Below are 24,627 nucleotides of genomic sequence, written 5' to 3'. Positions count from 1 at the left end.
TTAGCGTACACTTGTACCTGTTTTGGCGCATTTTACTGCAATGGCGGCCAAAAAATAAGAGTTTTTGCTCCAATAATGTTAATTGGAGCACAAAAGCCAGGCACTAGTCGGATCAGGCCAAGGCGTCACGCCACAACTTTCGCTTGCCCCACCAAAGCGTTAGCAGAGAAAAAGCCACCAGGCCAATATCCAGGGTCACATAGGTGGTGAGATCTCTGCCTTCGCGCAGTGCTACCAATGCGGTGGACAACCAGATGGCATGGCAGATCACCACTAACATACTCAGTGAGATATGCATGGCGCTGCGGGCGGCGCAGCCCAGGCCCAGCAAGAAGGCGCAGACGCAGAAGGTGCTGAGTACCAGATGGCTCCAGATGAGCAGGGTAAAGTCTGGATTGAGTATCAGGGTGCAGGTCGCCAGCAGCGCCATGGTGCCGGTGAAATACCCCAGCAGACGATACTGGGCGCTGGCGAAGGCCTCGATCAGCCCCTGTTTACCGTCGAAGCCCGGCAAGATATAGAGGGTCTCAGTCGCCCGCCATCTCTGCACACGACTCCAGTGCACTAAGGTACAGGCGACGGCGCTGAACTGACCCATGATGAAGAGCACGGGCAGCTCGATGCCGACAAAATAATTTACCAGCCCTAGCAGCAGCGCCAGCGCAGGCAGTAACACCAGCATCATAGAGAGCATGGGGCCGACGAAGAAGTTCACCGGGTGCAGCCACCTGTCCAGACGATTCATCAGGCTATTCGAACCAAGGTTCGGCAACCAGAACCAGCCCATCTCCAGGCCATTGAGGTAGACAGATCTGGCCTCCAGGTGCCAAACCTCGGCCCTGAGATCAGCACGGATCAGATAGATAAGCCCCACGACGGCCAGCGGCACCAGGTAGAAGCTGAGGCTAGGCAGAAACGCCGTCATCTCAGGTGTAAAGGGCAGCAGCAGAAACAGGGCGAAAGAAAAGTAGAACCCCTTGATGTGTCGGCGACAGAAATAGATGAAGGCGACCCCAGCCAGGCTCGCCAGCAGCACCTGCTGAACCGCCGCCTCGAGGGGCAATAGTATCGCCGCAGTTAGCGAGATCAAGGTGGCGATAATGCCCACGATGAGCGCCTGCCATTGAATGCTCTCGGCGTAGCCGGGCACCAGGCTGGCCCACTCGGTGGCCGACAGGCGATTGAGTTGCCAGGCGATCGCCGCGCAGGTAGAGACCTGCATCATCCCCAGCATGATAGGCATGGCGTCGTATTTGCCCGAGAACGCCAGCACCAGCATCATCACCAGCGCCAATAGCCCGGTGCCGAGAAAGCTGGCGCTGCCCACATCGAACAGCCAGAAGCGCGCCATACCGCGCAGCGCTTTAGGCATCATCTGTGCAGCTCCATGAAGAGTTGTTCCAGGTTCATTGGCGTCACTGAGGTGAAGCTTGGTGCCATGGCGGCCTCATAGTGATCCACCAGCAGCTTATCCTGCTGACGGTTGAGCACAACAAGCCCCTCAGGCAGAGACTCGCCCGGCTTGAGACTCACCAGCTGCACGCTCTCCCTGAGGGCGTCTATCTCTTTAAACAACACCAGCTTACCCTTGCGCATCAGGGCCACGTGACTGGCGACCCGCTCGAGATCTGAGGTGATGTGTGAAGAGAAGAGCACCGCCGAGCCGGCATCCAACGCCAGATCGAATAGGTCCGACATAAACTCGCGCCGAGCGATAGGGTCCAGGCTGGCAACCGGCTCATCGAGGATCAACAACTTGGGGCGATAGGCCATCGCCATGATCAAGGCCAGCGACTGGCGCTGTCCCACCGACAGACGCTGCACCTGCTGCGTCCCATCGAGCTGGAAGCGACTCAGCCACTCCTGCTCCAGCGACCTGTCCCAGTTGGGATAGAAGCTGCGATGCAGGGCGAGGGCGCGCCCGACGGTGAAGCCCTCATAGCCGAAGGGTTGCTGAGGCACATAACCTATCAGCTCCTTCTGCGCCGAGCTGATGTTGTTGCTGGTACCGCCGAGGATCTCTATCTGCCCCTCGGTAACCTCGAGGATCCCCAGGGCGCAGCGCATCAGGGTCGACTTGCCCGCACCATTTTGCCCCAGCAAGCCTACCACCATGCCGGGATAGAGGGTCATCGACAGCTCGTCAATGGCTAGCTTGCCGTCAAACGCCTTGCTGATCCCATGGAAGGCCAATATGGCTTGATTGCTCTCTTGCATCTGCATCTGTTCCTTTATTGCGTCTGTAGCCATGCCTTGGCGATGATGGCATTGAGTTCTTCTAGGCTTACCCCTAACTGCTTTGCCTGATCGATGAGTGAATTGACCTGAGGCGCCATCAAGTCTGAACTTGAGGTGCCCTGGCTATCGCCACGCTGCGCCACCCGGGTCGGTTGGCCGCGACGACGCTCGAGCCAACCCTGCTCCACCAACTGCTGAATGGCGCGGGAGACCGTCATGGGGTTGACCGCCAGGTGCTCGGCGATCTGCCGCACCGAAGGCAATACCTCCTGAGGTTGCAGCTGGCCGCCGACGATCAGACGTACTATCTGATCGCTAAGCTGGCGGTAGATGGGGTCGCCATTACTGGGGTTGACATTGAGTAAATCTAGCATTAGCCTTTATTCACTGTATTAATACATTGATACACCGATACAGTACTAAATTAACATAGATACGGTAAATTTCAACTAAGGAATAGGTATCATGCTTCAAGGAGAGGTTAAACTGATGGCCAATAGATTCACCCGGCAGCAGCGGCTGGTAGCGCTACTCCTGCCCGCCTGTTTGGCGCTACTGCTGTTATCTCAGCCCACCTGGGCAGACGCTCAACAAGCAGATCTGCAAGATAGCCAGCCGACATCTTGTTATGTAGACGATCTGCCTGATCGTCTGCGCTGCGGCGCCATCTGGGTACCGGAAAACTACGCTAAGCCCCAGGGCAAACAGATACAGATCCACTATCTGGTTCTGCCCGCCATCAAACCCAGTTTCGAGAAAGAAGCACTGCTAGCCATCGCCGGCGGCCCGGGCCAATCAGCCATAGATAACGCCGCCAGCTTCGACAAGATCTTTACCAAAGTGCGCCAGCAGCGAGATATCCTGCTGATCGACCAGCGCGGTACCGGCCTCTCCAACCAACTCACCTGCGAGGGCGCAGGCTTCGAGGGAGGCTTGGCCTTCAACGACGACGAGCTGGATATCGCCGCCGAGACCAAGGACTGCCTCGCCAAGATAGATGCCGATGTCAGTCAGTATGGCAGCGAGACAGCGCTAAAAGATTTCGAGGCGGTCAGGCAAGCCCTGGGTTACCTGAAGCTGCACCTGTACGGCATCTCCTACGGCACCCGCATGGCCCAGCTCTATATGCGTCACTACCCAGAGGCCCTGACCACTGTGACCCTGGACGGTGTGGTGCCCATGCAGCAGAGCGTGCTTAATATCGGCGATGCCATCAGCCGCGCCATTGACCTGCTGCTCCAGGATTGCCAAGGCAACGCCCTGTGTCATCAAGAGTTCCCTAATCTCAAAGCGGAGCTCGAACAGGTAGAGGCACTGCTCAGCCAGGGACCGCAGATCAGCCAGACCCGCGATCCCCTGACCAATGCGCCGACCCAACTCACCATGACCCGCGCCAAGTTTATGGGCGCCATCCGCATGGCGCTCTATATGCCCAATGTCAGGGCCCTATTGCCCCATGCTATCCACCAGGCGGCAGAGGGGAACTTTCAGGCCATCATGGGGCTGTATGCCCTCACGGTAAATAGTACGGGCATCGCCGCCGGTATGCACTCGGCCGTGGTCTGCGGCGAAGATTGGCACCGTTTCTCTCAGGCCGAGCGTGAGCGCCTAAGCCAGAGCTACTTCGGCCAGGAGATGATTAAGGCCTTCGACCTGAGCTGCCCTATCTGGCAGATCCCGGCGGCCGACACCAGCTTTGCCGCGCCCATTGCCAGCAATCTACCCACGCTAGTGTTGTCGGGACAGATAGACCCCGCGACACCACCGAGCTGGGGCGAGCTTGCTATGGCCAAGCTGACCAATGCCAAGCATTTCGTCGCCCCCTATGCGACCCACGGCGTGGCCTATCAGTCATGCGCCAACACACTAATCGCCGAGCTGATCGGCAGCGGCAGCGTAGACGGCCTCTCACAGGAATGCCTGAGCAAAGATATCAGCCGTAACTTCTACCTCAACGCCAATACGGTTGAGGCCATCCCACAGGACAAAATCAGTCAGAGCAATCTCAGCCAGGCCACTACTAGCCAGGCCTCTCTCGGTGACGCCAAGCAGCAAGGAGCACACCATGATTAAGGTATCAAATTTATCTAAGCGGATCGGTGAGGTGCAGGCACTGAATGATCTGAGTTTCGAGGCCCTGGACGGCCAGATCACCGGCCTGCTGGGCCCCAACGGCGCGGGCAAGACCACCTGCCTTCGCACCGTGTTTGGTCTGCTCAAGCCCGATCAGGGCATTGCCGAAATAGACGGAATAGACGTCGCCAAACAGCCGGTGGCTGCCAAGCAGCAGCTGGGCCTGTTCCCAGACCCCTTCGGCCTGTATGAACGCCTGACGCCGAGAGAATATATCCGCTTCTTCGCCGAGCTAAACGGCCTCTCCCGCGAGCAGGCCAAGGCTGCCTCGGCCAAGGTGCTCAGCAAGCTGCATATGAATGACATTGCCGATCGCAAGTGCAAGGGCTTCTCCCAGGGACAAAGGATGAAGACGGCGCTGGCCCAGGCCATAGTGCATGAGCCCACCAACATCATACTCGACGAACCCACCCGTGGCCTGGACGTGATGAGCACCCGAGTACTGCGCGACCTGCTGAAGGATCTCAAGCAGGCGGGTCACTGCGTACTCTTCTCCAGCCATGTGATGCAGGAGGTCGCCGCCCTGTGTGATCGCGTCATCGTCATGGCCGAGGGGCGCGTGGTCGCCGTCGGCAGCCCACAGGAACTCTGCCAACAGACGGGCCAGGCTTCACTGGAAGACGCCTTCATTCAGCTAATCGGTACCGACGAGGGAATCGCAGCATGATCAGTTCAATCATTACCATGGTCAGAAAAGAGCTGACCGATGCCGCCAGAGACAAGCGTTCTGTGATGGCTGGCCTCTACTACGCCATCGGCGCGCCGTTGATGATGTGCGGCATGTTTATGATCCTTATCGGCCAGATCACCAGCCCAGAGGCGCTTAACATCACCATCACCCACGGCGAGCGCGCACCGGATCTGGTGAAGTATCTCGCCAGCAACGAGATCAGTCAGGGCGATGAGGCCGATCGCAAGGAGATAGAGCTTGTCATCAGCCCAGACTACGCCGCCAACATGGCTAAGAGTCAGGCCGCCGAGATAGTGCTGATCGCCGACAACTCCAACGAGAAGCTACAGTCTTCTATCCGTCGCCTAGAGAAGGCACTGCAAGAATACAGCGCCGAGATGGGCAGCCTGCGACTGATCGCCCGCGGCATAGACCCTAAGGTGATGCAGCCGATCAAGGTCAAGGTGGAAGATCAGGCCACCTCAGATTCTAAGGGCGGGATGATCTTAGGCGTCGCCATCTTCATGATGGTCTATGCGGTGTTTATCTCAGGCATGAATCTGGCTATAGACACCAGCGCCGGTGAGCGCGAACGCAACTCGCTGGCCCTGCTGCTCAGCCATCCGGTATCCACCCGGGATATCGTGCTGGCCAAGGTCGCCGCGGTGACCATCTTCGCCATGTTGGGGCTGATCCTCACCCTAGTGATCTCTAAGCTCGCCTACGGCTTCGTGCCTTGGCAGGAGCTGGGCTTCTCGGTCAACATCAATATCGACTTCATTCTCTTGATGCTGGCGATCGGCCTACCCATCGCCCTGATGGCAGCGGCGCTGCAGCTGTTTGTCTCCTTCATGGCCAAGTCGTTCAAAGAGGCCCAGTCCTACCTCACCATAGTGCTGATCGTGCCCATGATGCTGTCGATGGCGGCGAGCTACAACATAGCGCCCGACACGCTACAGTGGCTGCCGATCTCGGGGCAGATGCAGGCGCTCATCGCCTTCATCAAGGGCAAGGAGATCCCCATGATGCAGCTGGCACTCTCCAGCGCCATCACCTTCGTCATCGCTCTAGCCCTAGCCTTCGGCATGGAGCGCTCACTGAAGAGCGAGAAAATCGTTTTCGGACTCTAACCCGCACGAAACTTCACTAGAAGGGGCCTTCGTCAGGAGGCCCACTTAAGGAGCATGCTATGGATAAGCAACAAGTCGTCATGATCATCATGTTGGTAATGGTGGTCGCCACCAATCTGAGCGAACTGTATAAACATCGCCTCAGGCTAGACAGACGCAGATCGACGCCTCGCAACACAGATGAGATGGACCGCCTGAAACAGGAAAATCAAAGATTAGCCGAACGCGTCAGCGTTCTAGAGCGCATCGTCACCGACAGCGATTATCAGCTTAGGCAGGAGTTTGTCGCGCTAAATCGCAATGCCTAACTACTACAGGTCTTAGCTATAGGCCTTAGTTAAAGGGGCTAACAAAGCCCCTTTAATCGATAAGGTTTTTACTTGTACTCAGGATGGCAAATGGTTTTATAATGGCGAGCTAAGACAAATCGCTATATAAACCTTGCTTCAGAGACGATATGACCACCAATACCGCCATCAAACACACTTTCCTTAGCCTGTTTGTACTATTTAGCCTAACCAACCTATCTGGCTGCGCCAGCGCCCTATGTGATGCCCAGACCGACCACGCCACCAATCCGCTGCAGCGGGAGAATAACCGCCTGGAGTGCCAGCGTCAGGTGATGAACGCCATGGACGAGCATGAACGCAAGAAGAGGAAAGAGAGTGACGCTCAGTTAAAGGCCTATCTGGACAAACACCTCAAAGATACCCACTAACTTAAGGTGGACGCCCTAAGCACCCGCCTCCAGCTAACAGCTAACAGCCTTGAACAAACAGTCTAAAGCAGCCAACCTTAGCAGCAACTGTGAGTATTAAATTTCTGCCGATAGGCCCTAGGGGAGAGGCTGGTCAGCTGGATGAACAGCTTTCTAAAGGAGCTGACATCTTCATAACCGACCCGCTCGACAATCTGCTCCAGGGCCAACTCTGTGGTCTCCAGCAGCCGCTTGGCCTCATCGACCCGCAAACGCTGCATGTAGCTGGCCGGCGTCTCGTTAAGCGCCTTCTTGAAACGGCGAATGAGGGTGCGCTTACCCAGGGCAAACTTCTGCGCTATCTCATCGAGCAACCAGTTTTTATCTAAATTGGACTGCATCCACTGCTGAATCTTGCCCACCAGCTCATCTTGATGCTGCTGAGGCGTGATCGCCATGGTCATAAAGGGCTGCTGGGAACTGCGGTTAGGATCTATCAGCAAAATCTTGGCCATCTGTTGCGCCAGCCCCTCACCCGCCAGCAGCCCCACCAGATGCAGGGCCAGACTCAGATTCGAGGTGGTCGCCCCCGCTGTATGAAACTGACCATCGGACACCACAAGAGAGTCCATACAAAGATTGACCCTGGCGAAGTTACGCTCGAACATCTGCGAAAGCCACCAGACAGTGGTGGCCCGTCTGTTATCCAGTAACCCGGATGCCGCCAACATCAGGGTGCCAGAGCAATAGGCCGCGATGGGCTTGCCCGTCTGGGCATAGGCACTAAGCGGCCCAAGCAGCGGCGAGAAATCCTGAGCATATTGCTTAAATTCCGCCTTATTGGTCACTAAGGAGGAAGCCACTATCACGGCATCGGCCTCGAGCAACTGGGTCTCATCTTTCAGCTCCATCGCCGCCAGCTGAAATCCTTGGTTGGTGGTGATCGCCTGGCTATCGCCAGAGACGATGTGGCAATGAAACAGATCTTGGCTGACCTCGGGGTTCAGCCTGCGATACAGGGTATTGGTAAAGTTGAACACATCTATGAGTCCCACTATGCCGCCAGCCACCACATTGCCCGCCGCCAAAATCATGATTGTCTTCATCGCGTCCCCCCTCTCAAGATGTCACTTATCACCTCAACTTTGTCAATAATGACACTTTTTGACCGTTTGTCGAGTTTTTATACTGGGCACATTGCAAAGACAAGGAACTGGCAAATGAACACACGCACACTACACCTGATACTGAGCCTGGGATACTTAGGGGTTAGCTGGACCCTGCTGTTGTGGCTGCATTTTACGACTCAGCCCAACCTCTTCGCCCATTTCATCGCCATCCCCAGCCTGCTGCTATTCAGCGCCTATAGCGCACACCAGATCATCCGCAGGGGCGTGTGACTCATCTTCACAATTGGGCACCACACGGATGCATAACGCGAAAGCATAAAAAAGCCCGGCAAACGCCGGGCCTTTCTGTGACGACAAATCGGCTTATTTCGCCTTTGGTCTGAAGGGCTTGATCACCGACTCGTCACACACGAGATAGGGGCCTTCCATCAGATCGATGCAGTAAGGAATTGCCGGGAACACGGCGTCGAGGCACTCGCGGATCGACTTAGGCTTACCGGGTAGATTGACGATCAGGCTGTCGCCGCGCAGGCCAGCGGTTTGACGAGACAGGATGGCGGTCGGCACAAACTTAAGCGACTCGGCGCGCATCAGCTCACCAAAGCCCGGCATCATACGATCGCACACCGCCTCGGTCGCCTCTGGGGTCACGTCGCGCTTGGCCGGCCCAGTGCCTCCCGTGGTAACTATGAGGCAGCAATCTTGCTGATCGGCCATCTTAATCAGGGTCTGTTCGATAACTGGCTGCTCATCGGGAATGACTTCGTAGACAGGCTCCCACTCTGAGGTGAGGTATTCGCCCAACACCTCGATAATTGCCTTACCGGAAATATCTTCGTATACGCCGGCGCTGGCGCGATCACTAACGGTGACTATGCCTATCTTTGCTTTTGCCATTCCACTTTATCCTTTAGGTGTTGGGTCATGCGCGGCGCAAAGCGCCCCGCCAGGGTTGCGCCCTAAAATAACATATTTTGCTTATCGCTAAAGTGGCTCAAAAGAGATAAAAATGAGACAGATGTCGAATATTAGCAAGCTAAGGTAAACTGGGAGCGAAAACCCTAGCTAGACTAACGGCAACAGGCCAAGGTCTCCTCGAGTAATGCCAGAAAGGCCTCGCGACTGGCCTTTATCACCTGAAGATCGCCGCGGCGCGCATCGGCCTCCAACTGGCGAGCAAGCTCCACCAGCGCCGTCATGCTCAGGTTGCTGGCAGCCCCCTTTACGGCGTGAAGGCTGGTACGGATAGCGTCACAATCGGCGGCCTCTATGCCATCGAGAAATGCCTGGCGATACTTCTGCATCTCATCATCAAACACCTGTAACACCTCGTCCAGCAGCGCCTCATCTCCCGACATGAGTGCCAGAACACTCTCGCGATCGAACAGGCTATCGGCCACCTCGACGGGCACATGTGCCTGCTCGCTATCCGGCTCATGCCCCAATGTCGCCTCATAGTTTTGCTGGCTCAAAGAGAACCAACGATAGAGACACTTCTTCAGCCCCTCAAGCACCAGCGGCTTAGTCAGGTAGTCGTCCATCCCCGCCCGCAGGCAGTGTTCCCTATCGCCCTTCATGGCGTTGGCCGTCAGCGCTATGATAGGCAGGGCGCAAAACTGACTGCCGCCTTGCCCCTCGCGAATCGCCGCCGTCGCCTGAAAACCATCCATCTCAGGCATGAGACAATCCATCAAGATCAACTGATAGGGATTCCCCTGCTGCGCCGACAATACTGCCAGGGCCTCGCGCCCATTGGCGGCGACATCGGCCTCGACCCCAAGTTGTTGCAGCATCCCCAGGGCCACCAACTGGTTAACCTTATTGTCTTCCACCAGCAGCACTTTGGGCTTGTCTGGCATGGAAATCTCGACCATGGGCTCAACGACCGACTCAGGCACCTCGTCATCGGGCTGATCCGACAGGGCGCGGATCAACTGGCGAATGTTTAACGGCTTACCCAGATGGGGCACCCTGGCATCACGCTTCTCGAACTCTATCTGCTGCCAATAGGAGAGCAGGGGTAATACCTTGGCCTCTTGCTGCTCATCCAGTTGACGCCAGCGATTTAACTCATCCTCGAAGGCCTCTTGCGCAGGAGTAAAACTGTAGATGAGTAGATCCGATGGCGGAATCGCCTCGTCGGGCTCGAGGTAGCCCACCTTGGCCCCCCAGCTACTCAGCAGCTCTCCCAGCATGCGCTCAAAGGCACCCTGCTGCCCCATAAGGGTCACCCGCTCTGGCGCCAAACCGTTACGCCAATCGCTAGCCCCATGTCGGTCCGCCAACTGTTGCGTCAGGGTAAAGCTAAAAATGCTCCCCACCTCCTGCTGGCTCCTGACCTGAATATCCCCTCGCATCAGCTCACACAGACGCTTGGCGATAGAGAGGCCGAGCCCAGTTCCCCCAAACATGCGGGTAGTCGAGCTGTCGACCTGAATGAAGGGGTTAAACAGCATAGCCAACTTCTCTTTGGCTATGCCTATGCCGGTATCTTCCACCTCACAGGAGAACTTCACCTCGCCCGACTCATCCAAGGCGTTGGCAAGCCTTAGGGTGATCCAACCCTCTTCGGTGAACTTTATGGCATTGCCCACCAGGTTCACCAGGATCTGCCGCAAGCGACTGGGATCGCCAACCACGTAGCGGTATTGCAGCTGGATGATATCCACGAACAGGGGCAGATTACGCTCCTCCAGCTTGAGCGCCACAGACTGCACAAAGAGATCCACCAGCTCCACCAAATCAAACTCGATCGCCTCAATCTCAAATTTACCCGACTCTATCTTGGAGAAGTCCAAGATGTCGTTGAGCAGAGACAGTAGGGATTCGGCACTGACCGAGGCCACGTCGACGTAACGTTGCTGCATCGGCGACAGCTGAGTCTCGCCCAACAAGCCCAAGATACCAATTACGCCGTTCATCGGGGTGCGGATCTCATGGCTCATACAGGCGAGGAAGTCCTCCTTGGTCTTGGCGGCGACTTCGGCCTTCTCGCGCGCCTCAGACAAGGCCCAGTTGCTGAACTCCATCTCCTGGGCATAGGATTCGATCTTGCGTTCGTTGAGCTTCATCCGGGTCAGATCTTCCACACAGATGAAGTAACCTTCCACCGTGCCATCATCGCCCATGTCTGGCACATAGGTAATATGAAAAAATCTGGGCGCCTGATCCGCATCTAAGGTTTCCACCTCGAACACTTGCTTCTTGCCTTCCAGCACGCCGCGCTGATAGGGCCTCACCAACTGATAGACATCGGCGGGCTGCACCGCCTCCACCGTCTGTTCCAGCACCTCCGCCTCCGTCTTGCCGAGCCACTGCAGATAATGTTGGTTGATGAAACGATAACGACTCTGGGCATCCACATAGGCAAGCTGAATGGGGATCACATTGGTAATATTGTCGATATAGCGCCGGGATTTTTGTAACTCGAGTTGCTTCTGATTGCGCGCACTGACGGCTTCGTTGTAACTGTTCACCAGCATGCCGAACTCGTCGTCGCTATTCAGGCGTATGGTTTTCTGGCCGCCGAAGGTCTCTATCTGGCGCTGAATGCGTCGAATAGGCTCCAGCAACACCTTGTGCTGTACATAGAGATTGACCGTCAACAACAGGGCAAAACCCAGCAGGAGAATGCCCACATAGTGAATCAACTCCTCGAAACTATAGGCCTCAATCTCGCTGGCATCATACCTGACGTAGAGTACATAGGCCCTGAGGCGTTGTAGCTCGGGGGAGATCAGGTACACCTGCTGCACCTGATGCACTATGCTGTCCTGACGCCAAACCTCTTTGGCACTCAGCTTGTCACTGACCCGCCGAATGATCTCCACCAGCTCGGGCTCCAAACTGCCTGACAGCGGACTTCCCAGATGCTGCCCCAAATTATCGGCTACTATCTGCTCCTCACGGGGATCGAACAGCACCAGACGCTTGATGCTACCCTGGGCGGCCAAGCCGTTGACCACTCGGCGCATGTTGCTAAAGTCGGTACTCGCCTCTAGGGCAAGTCGCAGCGACACGGATACCTGGGCAATCTCATAATCGACCTGATGCTCGGTGCGCTCTGTCATCTCGTCATAGTAATAGAGGGCGATCAGCCCAGAGATGATCAAGGCGCACACTAAGGTGGCCAAATTTAGCTTGTAGACAATGCCCTGGGCTATCTTGTCTCGATAATGACGCCACATAGACTAAGGCACCTGGTAGAAGAGGTTGTCGACGTGGAGGCAGTCGGACTCGATCGCCCCTATCTTGACTAAGGTTTCGCAAACACTATAGCCAAGCTGGGTCAACTTATCTCTCTGGACAAACAGCTTATGTTGCTCCTTACTGCTGAGCAATTTGAGATCCGCCAGTGCCTCTTTAAACTCGGCGACCTGAAGGCCTTCACGCTTGGCCATGATGGCCATGGCCTCCTCGGGATGCTGGCGCATATAGTCCAAGGTCAGTTGCCATGCCTGATGGATCTGATCCACCAGCTGTGGGTGCTCCGCCAGTACGCTGGAGGAGATAGACAGGGTATCTAACACCTCCTCGGGGATCTCCTTGGTGGAAAACAGCTGACGATAGGCGCCACTCGACTGTATCTCCACCGAATAGGGAGGATAGGTCACCATGGCCGCGATCTTGCCTAAGGCCAGGGCGCTTACCGCTGCCCCCTGCTCGACGTTAATCACATTCACATCATCTAACTGCATCTGATGTTGGCGAAGGGCTCGCTCCAACACGAAGATGCCTAAGGAGCTGACCTCACAGCCTATAGTCTGCCCCCTGAGTGCCTGCATATTCTCTATCGAAGTGGGCGCGATGATCACATCGCCGCCATCCGAATAGTCGGCCAACAACACTATTTTTATCGGCTTGCCTCCCAGCGGCGCCACCTGAATCGCCTCTATCATTGTGCTGGCAAAACCATCCACATGGCCTGTTAAGTAGGCGCGCTGAGCATCTGACAGGGTCGACACCTGTACCAATTCAATGTTTGCCCCCACCTGACGATAGAAACCCTTCTGTTTCGCCAGATAGAGAAGTTCATACCCGGGCCAGGGATTAATGGCGATAGTGACAGCCTCTTCGACCTTTTTCGGCCCACAGCCGACCATGAGCATGGCGAGCAGTGGCAGTAATAGCCCCGAAATGATTCCCTTAATCATTTTTTATTCTTCCTTAGTCATGTTCTACCGTCAGGTAGGCGCCGTCCTGATAACAGACTACGCAGTTACGCCCGTCGGCCTTGGCCTTATATACGGCCTCATCGACCAACATTAGCAGATGGGATAGATCGGCATTCTGTGGATTAGCGGTCACCACGCCGAAGCTGCCAGTCACCTCGAGTCCCATGGGATTAAGATGTGCCAAATGCCGACGCACATCTTCCGTTTTCTCTCTGGCGATATCCAAGTTGCACTCCATCAAGATCACAAACTCCTCGCCGCCCATGCGCGCCACCACATCTTCCTTGCGAAAGCTCTCCTGCAACAGCTTGGCAACCGCCTGCAACACGAGATCGCCAATGTGGTGTCCGTTAAAGTCATTGATCTTCTTGAAGTGATCCAAATCCAGCATGACGATGGAGAGCTCGCCCTGATGTCGCACCATGCTGGAGAGGCTTTGGGCAGCCCGTTCGGCGAGGAAATGACGATTGTAGAGGCCGGTAAGCTGGTCGTGCAGCGCCATAAATTTTAGCTTGTCGCTGTGCTGCTTGAGTTGGATATGAGTATTCACGCGAGCGCGTACGATCGCCGGGCGGATCGGCTTGGTGATATAGTCCACCGCCCCTATCTCTAACCCCTTCTGCTCATCTTCATCCGAATCTTTAGCGGTCACGAAGATGATGGGGATCTCGGCCGTCTCGGGGTTGGCCTTCAATTGACGACATACCTGGTAGCCATCCATGCCGGGCATCAGGACATCCAGCAAGATAATGTCGGGTTTCTGCCTAGCAACCCTGAGGCATTCCTCTCCACTGTCGGCGGTCCAGACCTGAAACATATCCTTGAGACACTGCCTCATGATCAGGACATTCGTCTTCACATCATCAACCACCAGCACTACAGATTGTTCTTCCATGCAATCCCCTAATCAACCAAGAGCAATTAGCCGCAATGTTTCAATTGGATAGAGCTATTTTTAAGTGTAGCAGAAAGGATTTTTTCGTCCCTAAATCCCACCATTAACATCACAGATGTCGGCGAAACTGACAACCAAAAAATGCAAGCGAAAAGACAAAAGGGCCAACAGGCCCTTTTGAAACGAATAGCGATTAGCAGCGGTAAGTTAAATCGATGACAGACGCAGTTCCCTGCTGGGCCCAGTCATAGCCTTATTCGTAGCTAGTATCATAATTACTTAGCTACACCGCCTGACCGACGGCGACGCCAGATGCCCAGGCCCACTGGAAGTTGAAGCCCCCGAGCCAGCCGCTGACATCCATCACCTCGCCGGCAAAGTAGAGTCCTGGCACCTTCTTGCTCTGCATATCTTTTGACGAAAGCTCGTTGGTATCCACTCCCCCCAGGGTAACTTCCGCGGTGCGATAGCCTTCGGTGCCGTTCATCAAGAGCTGCCAGTTATGAAGACTATCGACGATGAGATCACGCTGAGCATGCACCAGTTGGTTGAGTGCCAGATTCAACAGCACCTCGTCAAACAGCACCTCTACCAGGCGTTTAGGCAGCCACTGCGACAGGGTATTGCGCAGGCTCTGCTTAGGATGTTTGTCGAGTGCCTCGCTCAAGGCCTGGGCGGCGTCGAGCTGGGGCAGAAGGTTAATCGAGATGCTCTCCCCCGGCTGCCAGTAGTTGGAGATCTGCAAGATAGCCGGTCCCGACAGGCCTCTGTGAGTAAACAGCAGCGCCTCGCTAAACTGGGTACCATCTTTGGCGGTAATGGTACTGGGCACCGCAATACCAGAGAGCGGCTCAAATTTCTGCTTCTGATCGCTGTGCCAGGTAAAGGGCACCAGGCCGGCGTGAGTCGGCAACACCTTGAGGCCAAACTGCTCGGCGATCTGATAGCCAAAAGGTGAGGCGCCCAGCTTAGGCATAGACAGCCCACCGGTTGCCACCACCAGGGATTCACAGCTGTACTCCCCCTTGCTGGTCTCCAGCATGAAGCGTCCATCATCTTGCTTATTGATAGAGAGAATATCGGTGCGCAACTGCACCTGAGCCCCGGCCCATTCGCACTCGGTCAGCAGCATGGTGACTATCTCTTTGGCCGAGTCGTTACAGAACAGCTGACCATGATCGCGCTGGTGATACTCGATGCCGTGGCGTTCGACCAACTCGATAAAATCCTGCGACGAGTAGCGAGCCAGCGCCGACTTGACGAAGTGGGGATTGGTACAGATAAAGTTAGCCGGTTCGACTTTCTGATTAGTGAAGTTACAGCGGCCACCGCCACTGATTAAGATCTTGCGCCCCGCCTGTTTGCCGTTATCTAACACCAGAACGTCTCGTCCGCGATAGCCCGCCGTCGCCGCGCACATGAGGCCCGCCGCGCCCGCACCGATAATGATCACGTCATGATGTTTCACTTAAATACCACCTCAAACAAGTTAATAGCTACCGAACGCAGCCCCAAAACACAGGGGATAAAACTCTGACCCCCATGGAGGGGGAAATGGTTAAAAATGTCAGGAACATTTTTTGGCCGTGTATAAATCCCCTCATTCACCGTTGACCTTCACGGATGAAGGAAATGCCATTTGATGTCGGGAACATCAAAGGCCGTGGCCCCCGGGGATAAAACTCTGACCCCCATGGATGGGGGAAATGCCTAAAAATGTCAGGAACATTTTTTGGCCATGTATAAATCCCCTCATTCACCGCTGACCTTCATGGATGAAGGAAATGCCATTTGATGCAGGGAACATCAAAGGCCTGGCCACCGGGGATAAATACATCCGTGTATAAAAAAGGGCGCTATTTTAGCACCCTTTGTTATTTTTCGCATGAGTCGCCGATGGCCACTATTCGCTGTCAGTGGTCTCCGACTTTTTCTGTCTCGCCAACAAGGCTTTAGCCGCCTCGTGTGGCGTGCCGCCCTGGTAGAGCACCTTATACACCTGCTCGGTGATCGGCATCTCGACACCCAGACGCTTAGCCAGGGTATAGACCTCTTTGGTATTACGGTAACCTTCGACCACCTGGCCAATCTCGGCCTGAGCGGTATCGACATCCTTACCCTGACCCAGTGCCAAACCGAAACGACGGTTGCGGGACTGGTTATCGGTACAGGTCAACACCAGGTCGCCAAGACCCGCCATGCCCATAAAGGTAGAAGGTTGAGCGCCGATAGCCTCGCCAAGGCGAGACAGCTCCACCAAGCCACGGGTGATCAGTGCGGTACGGGCGTTGGCACCAAAGCCGATGCCATCCGACATGCCCGCGCTGATAGCGATAACGTTCTTCACCGCGCCGCCAAGTTGCAGGCCAATAAAGTCGTCGTTGGCGTAGACACGCAGGCGTTTCGGGCTGTGTAGCAACTCCACCAGATCATTGGTGAAGGTCTCATCGGTACCGGCAACCGAGATAGCGGTAGGCAAGCCTGCCGCCAGCTCTTTGGCGAAGGTCGGGCCTGACAAGACCGCCAGCGGATACTCTTCACCTAAGATTTCTCGCGCCACTTCCTGCAGCAGACGACCCGTCTCCGGCTCCAGACCCTTGGTGGCCCAGACGATGCGAGCATCTTTACGCAGCAACGGCTTAGCCTGCTTGAGCACCAAGCCAAATACATGGCTAGGCACCACGACCAACACATTCTTGGAGGCGGCTAACGCGGTAGCAAGGTCGGCTTCGGGGATAAGAAGATCCGGCAGTGGAATACCGGGCAGAAACGCCTCATTGGATCGATCACGCTTGAGGTTCTCGATATGTTCAGGCTCATGGCCCCAAATAAGGGTTTTGTGTCCGTTACTGGCTAAAGAAATAGCAAGGGCGGTGCCATAAGAGCCCGCCCCCAGTACCGTAATATCGGCAGTGTTGTTCATGCGTAATTAAGCGTTCGCTTCTGCTGCTTCACCGGCAGCTTCTGCCTGCGCCTGACGCTGTTGCACATATTGAGCGAACAGGGCGTCGAAGTTAACTGGCGCTAGGTTCAGTTGTGGGAAAGTACCACGCGCAACCAGGCTACCCACAGCTTCACGAGCGTACGGGAACAGTACGTTAGGGCAGTATGCACCTAGAGAGTGAGCCAATTGCTGCTCTGTCAGACCAGAGATAGCGAAGATACCCGCTTGCTGAACTTCACATAGGAAAGCAGTTTCTTCACCGTTTTTAGCCGTCACAGTAAGCGACAGTACAACTTCATACACATCGTCGGCCAGCTTAGCGCTGCGAGTGTCTAGGTCTAGCTTAACTTCAGGGTTCCACTCTTTCTGGAAAACAGCTGGGCTGTTTGGCGTTTCGAAAGAGATGTCCTTGGTGTAAACACGTTGAATGTTGAACTGTGGACCCTGTTGTTCGTTATTTACTGCTTCAGCCATAATTTCCTACCTAATCAATTTTGTTCGATTCATTCCGTGAGGAGAATCATCTTCAGGGCCTTTGTTACTCGAGTCCTAATCTAGATCTCAGCCACCATCCCGATTTTAGTATTTCCTTAAATCTCACCAGATGGGCGATTTAAGCCATTTTTTATAAGAGATGACACTCTAATCAAAGAAGCTTAATAAAAGCAATCCTTGTGTGGGTTATCTTTTGGTTTTGGCAACCGGTAAGTTATTTTGTTGCCATTCGCTCATCCCACCCTTGAGGTTATAGACAGACTCAAAGCCTTCTTTCACCATCAACTGAGCCGCTTGCGACGAGGTCATCCCTGCATTGCATACCATTATAATGGGACTGGCTTTAAACTTTTCAAGGGCAGATGTCTTATTATTTTTAATTTCAGCCAAAGGCATGTTGATCGCGTCGACGATATGACCTTTCTTAAACTCTTCCTTAGAGCGCACATCGACCACCTTGGCGTCTTGCTTGTTAATTAACAAGGTCGCCTGCTGATGATCTACTGTTTTCACTTTTGAGATACTAGACTTAAAAACGCTCACAATAAGCGCTGCAAACAAGCCCACCCAGGCGAGACTCAACATGGGGTTGGCTTTAAAAAATTCGATATATTCTTGCATAGTTTTCGGCCTACTTCTGTGGCTTGAGAGACTGTTTGGGCAGAGAGTATAACCGATTGTTCCGGCAGATTGCAGCATGTTGTTCACCCCCTACAGAGGGGCGATATTGAGAGATCCCTTAAATTGTGACGGGCTCGATGAGGGCTATCGGTGTAAATCACTTTTTGATCGTCCCTGTACGTAGTAATATTTATCCAATTTCAGAATTCTAGTTTTCTTTTTAACGTTAATAGGTACCACCATGACGACACGCAAACGCCCATTGGCACTGCTGATCCTCGATGGCTGGGGTTACCGTGAAAATACCCACATGAATGCGGTATATCACGCCAACACTCCCGTCCTCGATCGCCTCAACAAAGAATACCCTAACAGCCTGATCTCAGGCTCGGGTCTGGATGTCGGTTTGCCCGACGGTCAGATGGGTAACTCAGAAGTTGGTCACATCAACATAGGCTCAGGCCGCGTGGTCTACCAGGAGCTGACCCGTATCGGTAAGTCGATTGAAGACGGCGAGTTTGACACCAACCCCGCCTTTGTCGAAGCCGTCGACAAGGCCATCGCTGCCAATGGTGCAGTACACATCATGGGTCTGCTATCACCCGGTGGCGTACACAGCCATGAAAGCCATATCCAGGCCATGTGTAAGATGGCGGTTGAGCGCGGCGCCAAGCAGGTCTATCTGCACGCCTTCCTCGACGGTCGTGACACACCACCAAGAAGCGCCAAGGGCAGCCTGGAAGCCTTCAACGAACTGTTTGCCGAGCTAGGCACAGGTCGTATAGCCTCCTTGATCGGCCGCTACTACGCCATGGACAGAGACAACCGTTGGGATCGCGTCTCTCAAGCCTATGAACTGATCACCCAGGGCAAGGCACTGCACCAGTATCAAGATGCCGTTGCGGCACTCGACGCCGCCTATGGCCGTGATGAAAACGACGAGTTCGTTGCCAGCTCGGCCATCACAGATGCCGACGGAAATGTCGCCACGCTCAATGACAACGACGCGCTGATCTTCATGAATTTCCGCGCCGACCGCGCCCGCCAGATCACTCGCAGCTTCGTCGATCCAGCATTCGACGGCTTCGAGCGTGCGGTAAGCCCAAAGATCAACTTCGTCATGCTGACCGAATACGCCGCCGACATTAAGGCGCCGATCGCCTATCCATCGGTGGATCTGGTCAACACCCTGGGCGAAGTGCTGCAAAACAGCGGCAAGACACAGCTGCGTATCTCGGAAACCGAGAAATACGCTCACGTCACCTTCTTCTTCAACGGTGGTAAAGAGGAGCCGTTTGAGGGTGAAGACAGAATCCTTATTCAGTCACCTAAGGTCGCCACCTATGATCTACAGCCAGAGATGAGCTCGACCGAGCTGACCGACAAGCTGGTAGAAGCCATCGAGTCGACCAAGTATGACGTGATCATCTGTAACTACCCTAACGGTGACATGGTAGGTCATACCGGCAACTTCGACGCCGCCGTCAAGGCCTGTGAGGCAGTCGATGCCTGTATCGGCCGTGTGGTCGAGGCTTTGGCCAAGGTAGATGGCGAGTGTCTTATCACCGCCGATCATGGTAACGCCGAGCAGATGACCGACGAGCAAACTGGCCAGGCCCATACCGCCCACACCAGCGAACTCGTGCCTCTCATCTATGTAGGAAGCAAGGGTGAAATCTCGCCAAACGGAAGATTAAGTGATTTAGCGCCAACCATGTTAACCTTGATGGGACAAACTGTGCCATCAGAGATGACAGGGCACTCAATCATTACCCTAAGCGAGTAACGACTCTTTGCTTAAACGTTCCGGTTTCTATAAAGCCAGCATACTTGCTGGCTTTATCATGCTCTCTTGTACTGCGCAGGCATCCGACCTGAAGCAGCGTCAATCCGAACTCGAAGCGATCCAGAAACAGATAAGCAACCAACAGTCGGCCCTGAAAGACACCAGTCGCCAACATGAGAAACTCATCTCTCTGCTGAAAAAAGATGAGCAGGCGATCGCCGCGGCGGCAAAGAAGGTGACCAATACCAGGGCATCTCTGGCACAAACCGACAGGAAACTGGCCGAGTTAGACGGCCGCAAGGCGGAGCTTGATACCCTCAAGCAGAAGCAACAGAAGACACTGTCCAATCAGCTAGCCAGCGCCTACCTGGCGGGCAACCACGATTACACTAAGATGCTGCTCAATCAGCAGAGTCCAGCCACCATAGAGAGGCTGCTCGCCTACTATCAGTTTCTCAACAAGGCGAGAATGGACGCCATCAAACAGCTGCAACAGACGATGACCGAGTTAACGGCCATCGAATCGGAGCAGAAGGCCCAGCAGACCAAGCTCAACGAGCTGATCCTCAATCAGCAACAGCAGGCCAAGACCCTCACCCAAGAACAACATCAGCGTCAGCAGACCCTTAAACAGATAGAGCGCACCCTCAACTCACACGGTGCCAAGCTGGAACAGCTGCAGATAGAGGAAGCCAGCTTGAAGCGGGTCGTCGAACAGGCGCTGAGAGCCATGAAAGACAATCCCAGCATGGAAGGCCTCTCCAGCCGCCAGAAGCTTAACTGGCCGACCAAGGGACGCATCCGCGTCGGGTTCGGTAGTCGACGCTCAGGCGAAGTAAAATGGAAGGGCGTGATGATGGCCGCCCCCGAAGGACAATCGATCGACGCCATCGCCTCGGGCAAGGTGATCTACGCCGACTGGCTCAGAGGCTTTGGTATGGTGATGGTCGTCGATCACGGTAAGGGCTATATGAGCCTCTATGGCCACGCACAAACCCTTCTCAAAGACGCCGGCGACAGCGTGAAGAAAGGGGAAACCATAGCGCTGGTCGGACGCTCGGGTGGACAAACAGAACCTGGCCTATACTTTGAGGTAAGGCATAAGGGGCAAGCGGTCGATCCTGCGAGATACTGTAGACGATAACGCGACAACGACCCCGAGTAATGGGGGGCCTGTCCATGTCTCAAATGATCCGCTATTTCACCTGTGTCGCCCTAGGGCTGACCCTAGGCCTCTCAATCACACTGTTTGGCCATGAGAATGCTAAAGAATACCAGCCCAAGGTCAATTACCCACTCCTTATCGACATCATCAGCACGGTAGAGACCTACTACGTAGACAAGATCTCTCAGGAAGATCTGATCCAGGCGGCCATAGAAGGGGTATTCAGCAAGCTGGATCCCTATTCAAACTTCCTCGACAGTCAGGCCTTCTCCGACATCAAAGACGCCAACAAGGGCGAATACTTTGGTTTCGGCATAGAGATAGCCACAGAGCAGAACCAGGTCACCATCATCAGCCCCTTTCCCCACTCGCCAGCCGCCAACGCCGGGATTCAACCCGGGGATCGCATCGTCAAAGTCAACAATGAAACGGTAACAGCCAAGCAGCTCGACAATGTGCTGGAGGAGATCAAGTTCCATAGCAAGCATAATCTGGCCATCAACCTGTCGCTGAGCCGCGCCAACTCGGAAGCCCTGTTCGACGTGACACTCACCCCGAGCCTTATCGATGTCAACTCGGTGGAGGGTGAGCTGCTCAACAACGGTATCGGCTATATCAAGCTCTCCAGCTTTCAGGATGACTCCACCGAAGATCTCATTAAGCTACTGACCCTGTGGCAAAATGAGCCTGTCACAGGCCTGATACTGGATCTACGCAACAATCCAGGCGGCCTGCTGGATCAGGCGATCAAGATAGCCGACATCTTCCTCGCCAAGGGACGCATCGTCTCCACGCGGGGGCGTTTCTTCGATGCCAACTCAGACTACTTCGCCTCGCCGCAGACTATGTTCTCCAAGCTGCCTCTCACGGTATTGATCAATAAGGGGTCGGCCTCGGCCTCAGAAGTGCTAGCCGCGGCGCTGCAGGAAAATCAGCGTGCCACGCTAATCGGCGAAAAGAGCTTCGGTAAAGGCACGGTGCAGAGCCTGATCCCCACGCTTATCGAGGGCAATGCCATCAAGCTCACCATAGCCCACTACACCACACCAAAAGGCAGAGACATACATGCCATCGGCATAAAGCCGGATATAAATATCCCTGGCGAGACTATGACTGCCGGACAAAGTATGCCTATAATCGAGGAGCAATCACCCCATGATGATAGCGCCCACGATAGGGTTATCGAATCGGCGATCTCATGGATAAAAACAAATAGTTAGTGAATAACAAAAATAGTGCGCTTATTACTCTTATTAGCTGTCTTATTTACCACGCCACATAGCTTCGCCGCCCAGGTCTCCATTATCATTGACGACATAGGCTATCGTCAGACCGACGAGGCGGTGCTGGCATTGCCTAGCAATATCACCCTCTCAGTACTGCCCCATACTCCTCTGGGAGAAAGGCTTGCCGCCATCGCCCACGACAAAGGCCACGAGATCATGCTGCACCTGCCTATGCAGGCTTTGAATGGCAAGGAGATGGGCCCCGGCGGACTGACCAATCAGATGAGCGAACAGTCTCTCAAGCAGGCGGTCGATGACGCCTTTAAGAGTGTTCCCTACGCCAAAGGCGTCAATAACCATATGGGCAGCCTACTGACACAGCTCGACGACCCCATGACCTGGTTAATGGAAAGCCTTAAGCAGCAAGATAACTATTTTGTCGATAGCATGACCACCAGGTACAGCAAGGCGAGTGCCGCAGCCAACAAGCAGGGCATTCCCTTATTGAAAAGACAACTCTTCTTAGATAACGATGTATCAGCCCAGGCTCTGGAGAGACAATTTAATCAGTTGATTCAGAAGGCGCATAAGGAAGGGCAACTCATAGTGATAGCCCACCCCTATCCCGAGACCATCAGCTTCTTAAAGGCGAATCTGCCTCGTCTTACAGAGGAGGGGATCACCTTAGTGAATACTTCCAGGCTGCTGCCTTATCGCCTCGCGCAGAAGGAACCCGCGGCCAGCGACAAGGTGCATTTAAGATAAGGCGAGATTAAAGCTCTAAAACCGGAATAGAAAGATCCGGTAGTAAGGCCTTTAACTCATCACGATTACTGACGACATCGGCCAATGAATATTTGTCTAACACGGCAAGATAGGCATCGACCGCTTCGGCGAGCACGCCCTTAAGCTGACAGGCAGGCGAGAAGCGGCAATAGGGCTTGCTACAATCGATAGGCGACAGCGAATTTTCTAGCGTACGCACCAGGACGCCAATGTTGATCTGGTCCGCCGGCTTACCTAACTTAAAACCACCGGCCTTACCACGCACCGTCTGCAAATAACCCTCCTTACCAAGATGATGCACTATCTTAGACACATGGTTAGCCGACAGATCGAACACCTCGGTGACCTCTGCGATTCTAAACAGGGTTTCTCTCTCTGGCGATAAGGCCAAGTACATTAACGTACGAATACCAAAATCTGTATAACGAGTTAACTGCATAACCTACCTTCTAAGACTGCGTCGCCGCTTCTAAAGATGTAATCAACCAAAGTGCCTCTTCTGCCGTCGAACCGCAAACCTCTGGTTCGGCAATAAAACGATCACACAGCGCAGGGCGCTCAGGATGACCGAATATCTTACAAAGATTCTGCTCATCTAACTGGATGCAACGCACGCCGGCAGGCTTGCCTTCAGGCATGCCAGGGATAGGGCTGGTGATCGATGGCGCTATACAGCAAGCACCACATCCTAGACGACAATTCATACGGCATTATACCTATATTTGTGTAGCTTGTTAGCCATTAAGATCACAGCATTATTCTGAGATCTCATAAAGATTAGCCCCACCTAATAGTAAAAGAGATAAAAACCTCGGTTTCACTGTGAGAATCTTGTGCAGGTGTAGTTAAATTCGGCAATCAATCAGCTCTCACACGGATGTCTGCAGCGCTAACCAGATAGGCTGCGAGCTGAGTGACCTAACCGCCAAGGATAGCGGAAATGCAGTCTATGAATGGAACAATAAACTGCCACACTGCATGAATAGCTTTTGGCTGCATGTAGAGTTTAATTAGGCGCCTGTCATGACCAGCTTCGAGGAAAATATCAGATACTGCTACAACACTCTCCTCACATGGGGGCGTAAGACATCCGCTTATCAAGCTAAGCTTGATGGATGGCTGTAGCGCGAAGCAGCTAAGCTGCGAGCTGAGGGGCCCACACTGCGTAAGCAGCTTTGGACTGCAGGTGAAGTAGATGCTTTCGCGGAGCGTAGAAAGCAAAAAGCCCTAGCGTTTTAGGCTAGGGCTTTTTGCTTTATTAGGCGCCTGGAAATGACCTACTCTCACATGGGGAGACCCCACACTACCATCGGCGCGATTGCGTTTCACTTCTGAGTTCGGGATGGGATCAGGTGGGACCACAATGCTATGGTTTCCAGACAAAATTGGAAATTCGAAAAGCTGTACTCTTAGCTAAGAGTCAATCTGAGTTCGCACTTCAATCAAGTACTTTGTATTCTTTTGATTCAGTAACCATCTTACGAAACCCTTTTGGGTTGTATGGTTAAGCCTCACGAGTCATTAGTACAGGTTAGCT

Annotated in this window: 24 protein-coding genes and 1 rRNA gene; 10 read left to right on the top strand and 15 right to left on the bottom strand. The window is 54.3% G+C overall.

From position 1 onward, the window contains the following. Positions 1 to 112: 112 nt before the first annotated feature. The 3 genes from L2731_RS18535 to L2731_RS18525 are packed head-to-tail and all read right to left on the bottom strand — an operon-like array spanning position 113 to position 2,612. Positions 113 to 1,375 carry a hypothetical protein gene (locus tag L2731_RS18535; protein ID WP_239854108.1) on the bottom strand — a complete coding sequence of 421 codons (1,263 nt, stop codon included), beginning with the start codon at positions 1,373 to 1,375 and terminating at the stop codon, positions 113 to 115. Further along, positions 1,372 to 2,217 carry an ABC transporter ATP-binding protein gene (locus tag L2731_RS18530; RefSeq protein ID WP_249254802.1) on the bottom strand — a complete coding sequence of 282 codons (846 nt, stop codon included), beginning with the start codon at positions 2,215 to 2,217 and terminating at the stop codon, positions 1,372 to 1,374. The genes L2731_RS18535 and L2731_RS18530 overlap by 4 nt, the downstream gene beginning before the upstream one ends. 14 nt (positions 2,218 to 2,231) lie before the next feature. Then, positions 2,232 to 2,612: a GntR family transcriptional regulator gene (locus L2731_RS18525; RefSeq protein WP_239854111.1), complete on the bottom strand. Its 381-nt coding sequence runs from the start codon at positions 2,610 to 2,612 to the stop codon at positions 2,232 to 2,234. Positions 2,613 to 2,727: 115 nt separating this feature from the next. Between L2731_RS18525 and L2731_RS18520 the strand changes: the two genes are divergently transcribed. From L2731_RS18520 to L2731_RS18500, 5 genes are all read left to right on the top strand, one after another. Then, on the top strand, positions 2,728 to 4,311 hold the full coding sequence (locus L2731_RS18520; RefSeq protein WP_415837084.1) for an alpha/beta hydrolase: 1,584 nt from the start codon (positions 2,728 to 2,730) through the stop codon (positions 4,309 to 4,311). After that, the gene (locus tag L2731_RS18515; RefSeq protein ID WP_249254800.1) at positions 4,304 to 5,038 is read left to right on the top strand and encodes an ABC transporter ATP-binding protein; all 735 of its coding nucleotides are present in this window, start codon (positions 4,304 to 4,306) and stop codon (positions 5,036 to 5,038) included. Before L2731_RS18520 ends, L2731_RS18515 begins: the two co-directional genes overlap by 8 nt. Then, complete coding sequence (locus L2731_RS18510) at positions 5,038 to 6,171, top strand: ABC transporter permease (protein ID WP_249254824.1); 1,134 nt, start codon at positions 5,038 to 5,040, stop codon at positions 6,169 to 6,171. Before L2731_RS18515 ends, L2731_RS18510 begins: the two co-directional genes overlap by 1 nt. 59 nt (positions 6,172 to 6,230) lie before the next feature. Next, positions 6,231 to 6,479: a hypothetical protein gene (locus tag L2731_RS18505; protein WP_249254799.1), complete on the top strand. Its 249-nt coding sequence runs from the start codon at positions 6,231 to 6,233 to the stop codon at positions 6,477 to 6,479. Between the two features lie 149 nt (positions 6,480 to 6,628). Continuing rightward, complete coding sequence (locus L2731_RS18500) at positions 6,629 to 6,889, top strand: hypothetical protein (protein ID WP_249254798.1); 261 nt, start codon at positions 6,629 to 6,631, stop codon at positions 6,887 to 6,889. A gap of 77 nt (positions 6,890 to 6,966) precedes the next feature. Here the strand turns inward: L2731_RS18500 and L2731_RS18495 are convergent, their stop codons facing one another. Further along, positions 6,967 to 7,974, bottom strand: coding sequence for a GlxA family transcriptional regulator (locus L2731_RS18495; RefSeq protein WP_239854119.1), 1,008 nt, complete (start codon positions 7,972 to 7,974; stop codon positions 6,967 to 6,969). Between the two features lie 114 nt (positions 7,975 to 8,088). Between L2731_RS18495 and L2731_RS18490 the strand changes: the two genes are divergently transcribed. Continuing rightward, the gene (locus L2731_RS18490; RefSeq protein WP_239854121.1) at positions 8,089 to 8,268 is read left to right on the top strand and encodes a hypothetical protein; all 180 of its coding nucleotides are present in this window, start codon (positions 8,089 to 8,091) and stop codon (positions 8,266 to 8,268) included. Between the two features lie 93 nt (positions 8,269 to 8,361). Here the strand turns inward: L2731_RS18490 and mog are convergent, their stop codons facing one another. The 8 genes from mog to L2731_RS18450 all read right to left on the bottom strand — a co-directional run bounded on the left by mog (position 8,362) and on the right by L2731_RS18450 (position 18,127). Then, positions 8,362 to 8,895, bottom strand: a complete 534-nt coding sequence (gene mog / locus L2731_RS18485; RefSeq protein ID WP_041509755.1) for a molybdopterin adenylyltransferase — start codon at positions 8,893 to 8,895, stop codon at positions 8,362 to 8,364. Positions 8,896 to 9,068: 173 nt separating this feature from the next. Then, the gene (locus L2731_RS18480; RefSeq protein WP_249254797.1) at positions 9,069 to 12,185 is read right to left on the bottom strand and encodes a hybrid sensor histidine kinase/response regulator; all 3,117 of its coding nucleotides are present in this window, start codon (positions 12,183 to 12,185) and stop codon (positions 9,069 to 9,071) included. Positions 12,186 to 12,188: 3 nt separating this feature from the next. Beyond that, entirely contained in the window at positions 12,189 to 13,151 is a 963-nt protein-coding gene (locus L2731_RS18475; RefSeq protein ID WP_249254796.1) for an ABC transporter substrate-binding protein, read from the bottom strand. Between the two features lie 13 nt (positions 13,152 to 13,164). Then, entirely contained in the window at positions 13,165 to 14,067 is a 903-nt protein-coding gene (locus tag L2731_RS18470) for a diguanylate cyclase (RefSeq protein ID WP_041509753.1), read from the bottom strand. 283 nt (positions 14,068 to 14,350) lie between these two features. Next, complete coding sequence (locus L2731_RS18465) at positions 14,351 to 15,535, bottom strand: BaiN/RdsA family NAD(P)/FAD-dependent oxidoreductase (protein ID WP_249254795.1); 1,185 nt, start codon at positions 15,533 to 15,535, stop codon at positions 14,351 to 14,353. A gap of 435 nt (positions 15,536 to 15,970) precedes the next feature. Beyond that, positions 15,971 to 16,990 carry an NAD(P)H-dependent glycerol-3-phosphate dehydrogenase gene (gene gpsA, locus L2731_RS18460; RefSeq protein WP_249254794.1) on the bottom strand — a complete coding sequence of 340 codons (1,020 nt, stop codon included), beginning with the start codon at positions 16,988 to 16,990 and terminating at the stop codon, positions 15,971 to 15,973. 6 nt (positions 16,991 to 16,996) lie between these two features. Beyond that, the gene (gene secB / locus L2731_RS18455) at positions 16,997 to 17,485 is read right to left on the bottom strand and encodes a protein-export chaperone SecB (protein WP_041509750.1); all 489 of its coding nucleotides are present in this window, start codon (positions 17,483 to 17,485) and stop codon (positions 16,997 to 16,999) included. 207 nt (positions 17,486 to 17,692) lie between these two features. Further along, on the bottom strand, positions 17,693 to 18,127 hold the full coding sequence (locus L2731_RS18450) for a rhodanese-like domain-containing protein (RefSeq protein ID WP_041509749.1): 435 nt from the start codon (positions 18,125 to 18,127) through the stop codon (positions 17,693 to 17,695). 241 nt (positions 18,128 to 18,368) lie between these two features. Between L2731_RS18450 and gpmM the strand changes: the two genes are divergently transcribed. From gpmM to L2731_RS18430, 4 genes are read left to right on the top strand one after another with little or no spacing between them, the layout of a single operon-like run. Then, positions 18,369 to 19,913, top strand: coding sequence for a 2,3-bisphosphoglycerate-independent phosphoglycerate mutase (gpmM, locus tag L2731_RS18445; protein WP_249254793.1), 1,545 nt, complete (start codon positions 18,369 to 18,371; stop codon positions 19,911 to 19,913). A 58-nt stretch (positions 19,914 to 19,971) separates the two neighbouring features. Beyond that, a complete protein-coding gene (locus tag L2731_RS18440; RefSeq protein ID WP_249254823.1) occupies positions 19,972 to 21,057 on the top strand; it encodes a murein hydrolase activator EnvC family protein in 1,086 nt (361 codons plus the stop codon). A gap of 35 nt (positions 21,058 to 21,092) precedes the next feature. Further along, on the top strand, positions 21,093 to 22,298 hold the full coding sequence (locus L2731_RS18435; RefSeq protein ID WP_249254792.1) for a S41 family peptidase: 1,206 nt from the start codon (positions 21,093 to 21,095) through the stop codon (positions 22,296 to 22,298). Positions 22,299 to 22,313: 15 nt separating this feature from the next. Then, positions 22,314 to 23,069 (top strand): divergent polysaccharide deacetylase family protein, encoded by a 756-nt coding sequence (locus L2731_RS18430; RefSeq protein WP_249254791.1) that lies wholly within the window; start codon positions 22,314 to 22,316, stop codon positions 23,067 to 23,069. 7 nt (positions 23,070 to 23,076) lie between these two features. Here L2731_RS18430 and L2731_RS18425 read toward each other — a convergent pair whose 3' ends face one another. From L2731_RS18425 to rrf, 3 genes are all read right to left on the bottom strand, one after another. Continuing rightward, positions 23,077 to 23,529, bottom strand: a complete 453-nt coding sequence (locus L2731_RS18425; protein ID WP_041509744.1) for an Rrf2 family transcriptional regulator — start codon at positions 23,527 to 23,529, stop codon at positions 23,077 to 23,079. A 10-nt stretch (positions 23,530 to 23,539) separates the two neighbouring features. After that, a complete protein-coding gene (locus L2731_RS18420; protein ID WP_249254790.1) occupies positions 23,540 to 23,794 on the bottom strand; it encodes a YkgJ family cysteine cluster protein in 255 nt (84 codons plus the stop codon). A 560-nt stretch (positions 23,795 to 24,354) separates the two neighbouring features. Then, a 5S ribosomal RNA gene (rrf, locus tag L2731_RS18415) occupies positions 24,355 to 24,470 on the bottom strand. Positions 24,471 to 24,627 lie beyond the last annotated feature (157 nt).

It is taken from the genome of Shewanella aquimarina, assembly GCF_023349185.1.
In the GTDB taxonomy this organism is placed as follows: domain Bacteria; phylum Pseudomonadota; class Gammaproteobacteria; order Enterobacterales; family Shewanellaceae; genus Shewanella; species Shewanella aquimarina.
Note: the sequence above shows the minus strand (reverse complement) of the source record. Positions and strands in the feature narration are given on the sequence as shown.